The organism is Chitinophaga sp., from assembly GCF_035761305.1.
Classification (GTDB): domain Bacteria; phylum Bacteroidota; class Bacteroidia; order Chitinophagales; family Chitinophagaceae; genus Chitinophaga.
In genome coordinates this window covers 1-9,222 of sequence record NZ_DASTRI010000099.1, presented here as the reverse complement: position 1 = coordinate 9,222, position 9,222 = coordinate 1, and the positions used below count along the sequence as shown (strand labels likewise).

Annotated in this window: 7 protein-coding genes; all 7 read right to left on the bottom strand. The window is 46.9% G+C overall.

What is annotated here, in order from left to right; all coding sequences use genetic code 11:
* Positions 1–196 precede the first annotated feature (196 nt).
* The 7 genes from VFS25_RS08975 to VFS25_RS08945 all read right to left on the bottom strand — a co-directional run bounded on the left by VFS25_RS08975 (position 197) and on the right by VFS25_RS08945 (position 9,067).
* Positions 197–1,318 carry a discoidin domain-containing protein gene (locus tag VFS25_RS08975; protein ID WP_326461797.1) on the bottom strand — a complete coding sequence of 374 codons (1,122 nt, stop codon included), beginning with the start codon at positions 1,316–1,318 and terminating at the stop codon, positions 197–199.
* 25 nt (positions 1,319–1,343) lie between these two features.
* Positions 1,344–1,736, bottom strand: coding sequence for an alpha-L-fucosidase (locus VFS25_RS08970; RefSeq protein WP_326461796.1), 393 nt, complete (start codon positions 1,734–1,736; stop codon positions 1,344–1,346).
* Positions 1,737–1,902: 166 nt separating this feature from the next.
* Positions 1,903–3,747 (bottom strand): cellulase family glycosylhydrolase, encoded by a 1,845-nt coding sequence (locus tag VFS25_RS08965; RefSeq protein ID WP_326461795.1) that lies wholly within the window; start codon positions 3,745–3,747, stop codon positions 1,903–1,905.
* Between the two features lie 23 nt (positions 3,748–3,770).
* Positions 3,771–5,366 (bottom strand): GH39 family glycosyl hydrolase, encoded by a 1,596-nt coding sequence (locus VFS25_RS08960; RefSeq protein ID WP_326461794.1) that lies wholly within the window; start codon positions 5,364–5,366, stop codon positions 3,771–3,773.
* A 27-nt stretch (positions 5,367–5,393) separates the two neighbouring features.
* Positions 5,394–6,137, bottom strand: coding sequence for a beta-galactosidase (locus VFS25_RS08955; RefSeq protein ID WP_326461793.1), 744 nt, complete (start codon positions 6,135–6,137; stop codon positions 5,394–5,396).
* Positions 6,138–6,364: 227 nt separating this feature from the next.
* Positions 6,365–7,819, bottom strand: a complete 1,455-nt coding sequence (locus VFS25_RS08950) for a cellulase family glycosylhydrolase (protein WP_326461792.1) — start codon at positions 7,817–7,819, stop codon at positions 6,365–6,367.
* A 27-nt stretch (positions 7,820–7,846) separates the two neighbouring features.
* Positions 7,847–9,067, bottom strand: coding sequence for a glycan-binding surface protein (locus VFS25_RS08945; RefSeq protein ID WP_326461791.1), 1,221 nt, complete (start codon positions 9,065–9,067; stop codon positions 7,847–7,849).
* Positions 9,068–9,222: the final 155 nt, after the last annotated feature.

Here is a 9,222-nt window from a genome sequence, read left to right as displayed (position 1 = left end):
AACGTGGTATTGCCATAGGTGTGCTAACGCAAGTTTCGGCGTTGTAAAGAAACGGAATTTGGCGGTTCAAAAATCATTACCGTTAATTTTTAAATATTTTTAAGAGATCACCGGCCATTGTGGTACTGCTCCGGCGAATCTCAACCGCGCTGAAACGGCCCTGCTGCCGTAAGATGATCCAACATTTCCGGGGAAGCTAATGGGTAATCACATCCAGCTCTGCATAACCGGCCGCATTGTTCTGCTGCGTATTGTGTAACGCACGCAACCTGATATAACGGGCTTTTACCGGCTTAAATTCCTTCACCTGCAACAATGGGTTATTCTTAATATTGGAAAATTCTCCTTCATCCGCTATTTTCCAATCTTTATTATCTTCTGACACCCAGAACTGGTAGTGCGTAATAATTCCCTCTGTCCGGTCCTGGCCGGGGAGGTATTTGAAGCCGGCTATATTCTCCATCTTACCCATATCAATATCAATATCTGCCGGCAGTTTTGTATCACGTTCCTGGTACCATGCCGTTGCAGGATCTCCGTCTATCACGCGGTTAACTTTATCGTCATTAATACCTGATATTTTCCAGTCTTTTCTGGATATGTCAAATTTCTCCCCTGCTACGGCGCTGCTTTTTTTCGATATGGGGTCATAAACGATCGCCTTTACGTTCACTTTTCCGTCCGTTTGTACAGGTCCTTTGTACCGCTTTGCCTCCTTTGTGGGCTGGCTGCCATCCAGTGTATAATAAATAACGGATTCCTTATCAGCGGGCCTGATATACACCGTCCCGGACTGATCCCTGATAATTTGAGGGGCAACCAAAACAGGAGGTGCATTATAAACTCCTATATTAGATATTAGAGGGCAGCTTTTTGCACCTGTAATGGTAAAACGTAGCTGCGTAGCAGTTACAGCCGGGAAAAGCAGGATACGTTTGTAACCAATGGTAGTTCCATTAGCCAGCTCCTTCCAGCTGCCGTTTACCAACCCCTCAACCTTAAAAGCTTTTACCCGCTGGCCTAATCTTATATATTCCTGGACAAGAAAACGGTTAAAAGTAGTGGGCTTGCCAAAATTTATAGTTAGTGACGCGTCCGTTATCGCATCATCGGTTGCCCAATAGGTGTTCTTATTTCCGTCCACTGCCATGCCTGCGCCAAATGCTTTTGCGTTACCGCGCACATTTGAAGCGTTCACTTTTTTCTTTTCAGCAAGGTTCACTGCAAATGCTTCCTTTACGGCTTTTGCCAGCGCCAGCACCGCCTTCTCATCAGTTTCATGGATCAGGCCTCTCCTGTCTACAGGAAAGTTCAGCAACAGGGCGCCGTTGCGTCCAAAAGAGTTATAGTAGGTATTCAGCAGATCGGGCAGGGATTTTACGCGCCGCGCTGTTCCGGTCCCAGGGAGACAAATAAATACCCAGCTTCAGACCGTATTCCTTACACGCATTTGCCAGGTCACGAACAATATCCCCTTTGCCACCGCGCCAGGAAGAATTTTTAACAGAATATTCAGTATACTTTGATGGCCATAAACAAAATCCTGAATGATGTTTGGCTGTAAGAATAATTCCTTTCATACCCGCTTCTTTACAAACACGGGCCCATTGGCGGCAATCCAGGTTAACCGGGTTAAAGATCTTAGGGTCATCTTCACCAAATCCCCATTCCTGGTCTGTAAAAGTATTAGTAGATAAATGGATGAATGCGTAATATTCCATTTCCTGCCACTTCATCTGGTTTTCTGAGGGCACCGGACCGCAAGGACCGGGAGCACTGGTTTGTGCATAACCACTTACTGCCAAACATCCTATTACCGTTATTACCTTACATATTTTTCGAATCATAACACTATGGGTTTCTTACTTATTATTATTCTCCAGCTCAATGTATTACTTTTTTCTAATCCACCTTAATAACCTTAGCCGTTTTTAACCAGTTCATCCCTTCTACCCGAACTATATAGGTGCCAGCTTTCAGGGAAGCCCCCATTGACATTAAGTTTGAAACAGACGGCCGTTCAATAACTTCAACCTGTTTACCCATAAGGTCGAATATAATAACACGTGCTACCTCACGGGGCTTGTCAACCATCATTTTGAAAGTAGACGTAAAAGGATTCGGATATAACAACACCTGGTTATCTGCCGGCTCATGTATTTGCGCACTATCCGTGACCATTGATCGCCGTGCCTGCCCAACAGACGCTATTGTCCAAAGCTGGTTATTACTATTACTGTTTGCCCACTGACCTGCGTCCGAACCATTGGCGGTTTGCCCCAGCCCGTCAAGGTATAACCCGGTAGCACGGTTCTTCAACTTCACATAACTTCCTGATGTTTCCCGTTGCCATTGCTGATTATAGCTGCTGCTATTGCTCCATTGGCCTGCCACCGCACCATTGTTCGTTCTGCCCATGCCATCCAGGTACAGGCCTGAAGCGCGGTTTTTCAGCTTCACATAATTCCCGGTTGTTTCCAGTGACCATTGCTGCGCATCACTGCCACTGTAACTCCACTGCTCTGCATTGGAACCATCGGAGTACCTGTACATACCATCAACCAGCAAGCCGGTAGCACGATTGGTTAAAGTAACATAGCCAGTGGTTGCAATGCCGGCGCCCTGCTTAATGGCATCTATTACTTCCTGGTCAAGCACAGCACCGGTGCCGCGATCATATATTCCCATGTTTATGTCCCAGCAAAACGGGATAATTCCCCTACTGGTTGCTGCGTTCACAACATACCGGTAATAGTATAACCGTGAAGCGCGATGGAGCGCCTGATCTGACGGGGCAGAAAGGTTTCTTTTCATTGCTGCATATTCTCCAATTATTACCGGTATTCCCTTATCAATAAACTTGGTTTTCATCAGTCCCATGCAGTAATCCACATAGCTCTCCTCTCCCCAGGTGGCATTACGCGTAACATCTGTAGCAGAATGATAGCCATTTCCCCAGTAGTAAAACATATTGCCCCAGGAAGCGTCCTGTTCCAAAATTGTAAATTGAGATGGAGCGTAATAATGGACTTCCATTATCAACCGGCCTGCAATTTGGTCTGTTGGCATGGTATTCATTAAGGAATTGGTCTTTTCCATATCAGTTGCCGGTCCCTGGATGACCAGCGTGCGGGAACTATTATTTCCACCTGTTGCACGAACCGCATTTATAAATGTTTGATGGTATGATAATAAAACAGACATTCCCGTGGCATCATTAACGTTAGGCTCATTGGCGCTGGCAAAAAGCAAATGTTCATCATAGTTTTTAAAATAATTTGCTATTTGTGTCCAATAGTTCTGTTGTTTTGCATTAACGGACGCCTGTGCGGCGGTAGTTACATTATTCTCCAGCCAGCCTCCATCCCAGTGGATATTAAGGATCACATACATATTGTCGTTGATGCAATAGTCTACGATCTGCTTCACGCGGGCCATCCACGCAGCATCAATTACGCCGTTGGTGGCATGGCAGTCCCATGCAACGGGCAGCCGCACGGCATTGAACCCGGAAGCTTTCACCGCATCAATTGTTGCCTGGGAGGTTATAGCGCCGCCCCATGCAGTTTCCCCACAAATGGCTTCTAATGTATTGCCAAGGTTCCAGCCTAGCTTCATTTGGCCGGCTACCTGCTGCGCCGTTGGCAACTGTGCCCGGACCGGCAGTGACAATAAAAATGCAATGGTAATAAAAAGCACGTTCGTTCTGCAGCGCGCATTGGATAGCATGCGTAAAGAGTTTTTCATAACATTAGTGGTTTTCAGGGTGATTAAAAAAGTCTTATTAAATTCAGAAAATAAACGTCGTTCTCCCGGATATCCAGCTTCCTTAAAAAAGGGATCCCCTCCTTCACTTTTATGATCTCTTTTGAAACCGGCCTGCCGTCATTTTGTGATTTAATCTGCTCCACCTGCTGTCTTGTAAGCTGTTCAGGTTTCCCTATAGAGAGATAAGTGGAATAAGCATCGTTGCAGCGATAACCCACTTTATATACTTCAAGCGCATACGTTCCGGCAGGTACGTTTGCAATGTCGATCTTCAATTTTCCTTTTGGTTTTGAGGGAAGGTCACGGATATAATATTGCTGGTTGTGCACGGAATCTCCCGGATGCGTATTGGTAAAATCCCAGGCCAGCACCTGGATATTCCCTGTTGAATCCCTGCATGCCCATGAAGAGGAATCAGTATTTGCCAATTCAATATTTCCCAGCCGGTTCGCAAACTGGTATGCATAGAATACCGGCTTATTAATGCCCTGGATGTTCAGCATTCCGAAGCCGCCGTGAAAAGGCGTAAAGCGGGGCCCGGGTTCTTCAAAAATATCGGTAAACACCCAATACGACATTGAGTTGGCAGCCTTTCCAACCTGCTTCAGCTTTTGCAGCACATATGCTGCTTCGTGATAGCTGTCATGAATAGGATCAGCCGGGGTGTAGGATGCGCTCCATTCGGTGTAATGGAGCTCCAGGCCGGGCATTGCCGAACCGGCAATCTCCTTTCGTGACTGAAGCACATCACCACTGACACTCATGGGATTTTTATCGAGCACGGTACCTGAATTGCCAAATTCGTCGAGATATCCCTGCTTTACACCATAGGCATGGGTACTTATAAAATCTATGGGCACATTATTCTTCTGGCAGTATGCAATCATTTCCGGTTCCCAGGCAGCGCCGGCAGTGCCCGGCCCTCCAACGCGATAAGATGAATTGACGCTTTTAATGGCTTTAGCACTATAGGTGTATAATTTGAAGTAATCTTCCTGCGTCCCTGCCCAGAAACCATCCAGGTTAGGCTCGTTCCAAACTTCAAAATACCAGGTCTTTACTTCGTTGGCGCCGTAACGTTCTGTAAAATGCCGGGTAAGGTTCTGTACCAATGCGCCCCATTTTTCATAATCTTTAGGAGGAGTTACGTTACCCCTCCACCAGAAGATGGTTTTGGGTCCACTGGCCAGCGCTGAAGGCATAAAGCCCAGCTCAACAAAGGGTTTCATGCCAATGCTTTGTAAAAAATCAACTAAAGCATCAATGTACATATAGTTATAAACCGGGTTACCTTTACTATCCTCCGTATATACAGCCATGTCATCTGTTAAAAGCCCATGCATGCGGATATACCTGAAGCCACATTCTTTTCTTACATATGCAAGCTGCTGCTGCCAATCTGCCCGTAGCCCTTCATTGGCACGGCCTGCGCCCACACACTCATTAAACATGGTGTTGAGCTTTCCCGCTGTTTTATTGAAATCAATATTGATTGCCCGTTCCTGTATGGCCGGCTGCTGCTGTTTAGCCGTTTGGGCAACCAGTGTTCCTGAAATGGAAGCAAACAGGATCGTCAACAGGATCAAATTATTTTTCATTCTTAAAACCATTAATCTTTCTTATAACTATTCATTCCAGACCAACACTCCGCCGGGTTGTAATATTTTTTCCCCTACAATAATGTTGGCTGTTCCCGGCATGTTCATGGTATAATTATCCGAAGAATAATTTACCGCTACATAAAAGCCATCCCGCCAATAAACATATACGCCGGGCGGGTAATTTTCAGTGGTGGCCCCTGCACCCGTATAAATGCCGCGCAGCACGTCCTGCTCCAGTCTTGAATCATCCGTATCCACGCCGATATAGGTTACAATGCCTTTACCAACCTTATGCTTTACTACCGCTGCTTTTCCTTTATAAAACTGATTGTCAAATACAGCAAGTGTTTCCGTATTCTTATCCGGCACCAGCAGATCGGCCCAGTTGTTCCAGCTATAATGGTCCGGGCCCATAAGTATCTCTCCTTTGCCGTTATTTGAAAGCATATCGGTTGCTTTCACCTGCGCCCAGCCAGTTTTGCCGGCATGGTAGCACCTGGTTTGTATTCTTTCCTGAGCTCTTTTATTTCTTTCATGAATTGCATATACTCCCCACCCCCCTGCGAGGGGGTTATGCCATGCCGGGGTGGCTGCGGAAGGAGTGCACATCAGCACTTTCAGGTTGTATTTAGTACAGAGCGCTATCACCTTATCCAGCCAGTTAAATTCAAATTTTCCTTCTTCGGGTTCCATTTTAAACCAGGCAAACTCCGCCAGGTGAACAAACTCATAACCCATACCGGCTATTTTTTTATATCCCGTTCCCATTGGTTTTCATTCCAATGTTCAGGATAATAATAGATGCCGGTTGTAGTGAGCTCCTTCTCAGGAAAGAACCGGTTACCTACCTGCGCAGTTGCATTCAATACCGGGATCAAAATGATTATAATAACAGGTATTGCGTATTTATTCATCCGGAGATCTGTTGTTTTTTTATTTAGCGCCAGCCATAATAGCATTTGCTTTATACCTGCCAATCAATAAATCTTCTGAAACTATTTACTACCCGCCACAATGGCATCAATAGTGCGTTTATCCAGCACGGTATTATTCCGCCTGTCCAAAGCACCCCCCGTGTCCCAGTAAAAGGGTTTAAGCCCATTAGCTATTGCCTGCTTAGTTACATAGGTCAGCCAATAATCCACCGCGTTATTGTGAGTGGCCAGGTCTTTGGGAACATACTTGCTGTTACCGCGCCTGTAGGCTCCATATTCGCCCATTATAACGGGGATCTGTTTATCGATGAATTTCGTTTTCATCCTGGCAAAGGAGGCGTTCACATCACTTTCCTCTCCCCAGGTGGCATTCCTGTCGGGCTCAATGGCAGAATGATGCCCCGTACCCCAGTAATAGAACATTTTACCCCAGGATGCGTCGCCATCCATCAGCAAGCAGAACTGGGAAGGGGAATAATAATGTACCTCCACCATCATCCGGTCTTTCACAGGATCTGCGGGGAGGACGTTCATCAGATCATTGGTTTTCTCAATATTCGTTGACGGTCCCTGTACCACCAGCACCCGGTAACTGTTACGTCCGCCGGTGGACCGGACTGCATTAACGAAGGTTTGATGATAGCTGGCGAGTATTGCCATTTGATCAGCATTGCCGGCAGGGGGCTCATTGGCGCTTGCAAACAGCAGGTGCTCATCAAAATCACGCATAGTGGTTGCTATCTGTTCCCAGAAAGCCTGTTGCCTGGCATTAACAGAATCCTTCTTCTGCGCGTTAATATTGTTATCCAGCCAACCACCGTCCCAATGGATATTGAGCAGAACATACATATCGTTATTAACACAATATTGAACCACCTGCTTTACCCGGTTAAGCCAGGCATCCTGGATCTTAGCGGTAGCTTTGTCGGCATACTGGTTCCATGAACAGGGCAGGCGGATGGCGGTAAATCCCCGGGCTTTTACTGCCCTGATATAGCTTTCGCTGATCAGGGGATTTCCCCAGGCGGTTTCCCCGCCAATTGCTTCCAGCGTATTCCCGATATTCCAGCCCAGCTGAAATCTGGCGGCCAGCTGCGCTGCATTACTTCCCATGCCTGTTGCATCAGCAGGCTGCGGCGATACATTATAGCCCGGATATAAACTGCCGGCTTGTGTTATGTTTATCCTGCGCACCTGGCTGTTGCCCGCGCTAACCTCCAGCACCGTGGAGCGGGCAGCTCCAGTGGTATTGGCGGCAGCGGTCAGTTGAATGGAAGCCGGGCTGCTATTGCCGCCTGTTTTGCTCAGTTGCAACCAGGAGGAAGCGGGGTTGCTGATATTCCATTCTACGTTACTGGTAACCGTTACCTCAGCGGTATCGCCGTTTGCCTTAAAAGCAATTTCAGATAAAGAAACCGACAATGCCGGTGTGATCACGCTCTTTTTACTGCAGTATGCCGACATTACAGCTATAATTACAAGGCCGGTGAGCACATACCAACTTTGAGTTTTCATAAAGATGATATTTGGTTAAAAATTTCTCTATTTGATCTTCACTACCCGGATGTTATCAATGGCGGCCTTTAAGCCCGAAGCCGATGGCGAAGCGGAAAAGTTCTTGGTCTGGATATTTACCGCTCCATTGCCAGATGCACCCAGCAAAGTGGTCAGGCTTGCGGCGGCCGAACCTTTACCGTCATTGCTTCTGAACATGGACAATGGAATGGTTACAGTACGCCACCCCTTTGTAATGAAGGGGGTTACAACGCCATTAGCACCCTGCCACGGTTCATAGCGCGCCATATAGTCAAATGCGTAGCCTTTTATTACATAAATAGAAGTACCGGTCCACGCGCCGGGAACGCTGATCTCAAACTTAAGGGCATAGTCATCCAGGGAAAGGCCTAAACTGTCTGCAGGAACCCACTGTACGTCATTGGTATTTATACTACGTTGCCAGTCCCACCAGGTGCCATCACCGGCCGGCAGAATACCATTGCTCAGCACTGCGTAATTGCCCCTGTTGCCGGGAAAGTTAACGCTGCTGTTATCAATGCCGGTACCCCAGCTGAAAGTATTTACATTGTCAAAATCACACAGCACCCCTGTTGTAGCATCATTTACGTTAAAGGGAGTGAAAGCTACGCCGGATTTGGTAGTCACAACTACCGGTCCGCTTTGCGTAAGCGCCGGCAATACAAATCCAACAGAGGTGCCGTCGCCGGCTGTGGTATATTCCGTAACCGGCGTACCGGCAAAGGTTAGCTCCTGTATAAAAAATAAATTCAGCCCATAGATATAAACGGAATCGCCCTCATTGGCATTTTCGTTGGAAATGCCGGTAATAGTGGGCGGTGGGGCCACAATGCCGAACGTAAAAGTAGTAGCCCCCTGGCGGGTAACGTAGCGGATAGTGTTCATATCTTCTGCAGACACTGACGGAAACGGTATTACAGCGGGTACCAGCACGGTAGCGCTGGTATCAGAGAACATTACGCTGTTGATGGTAGCAGGTATGCCGTTGAAGGAGATCTGTACAGCGTTTTTTAAGTTATGCCCGATCAACACAACCCATTGACCGGTAGTGATGTTATTCACAAGGGTGTCGGCAGGCGAAGCTGCATAATTCCTGACACTTGTTATAACAGGAGCGCCGCCTTCCATTGCCTCCTTCTTACAGCCAAACTGCATGCATGCAAAGGCCACAGCAAGTGATAAGAACAGGAACCTTCTATAGCTTTGGTTGAATATTACTTTATTCACGGTATAATGTTTTTAGTATTGCTTAATAATATGATACCGGAGGCTCCAGCAATTTCGGGTTGGCAGTAACCTCAGAAGAAGGTATCGGGAAAGTGAAGCTTTGAATAGTTGCCGGTGTAATAACACCATATGGATCAGCAGGCGTTAAAACACCA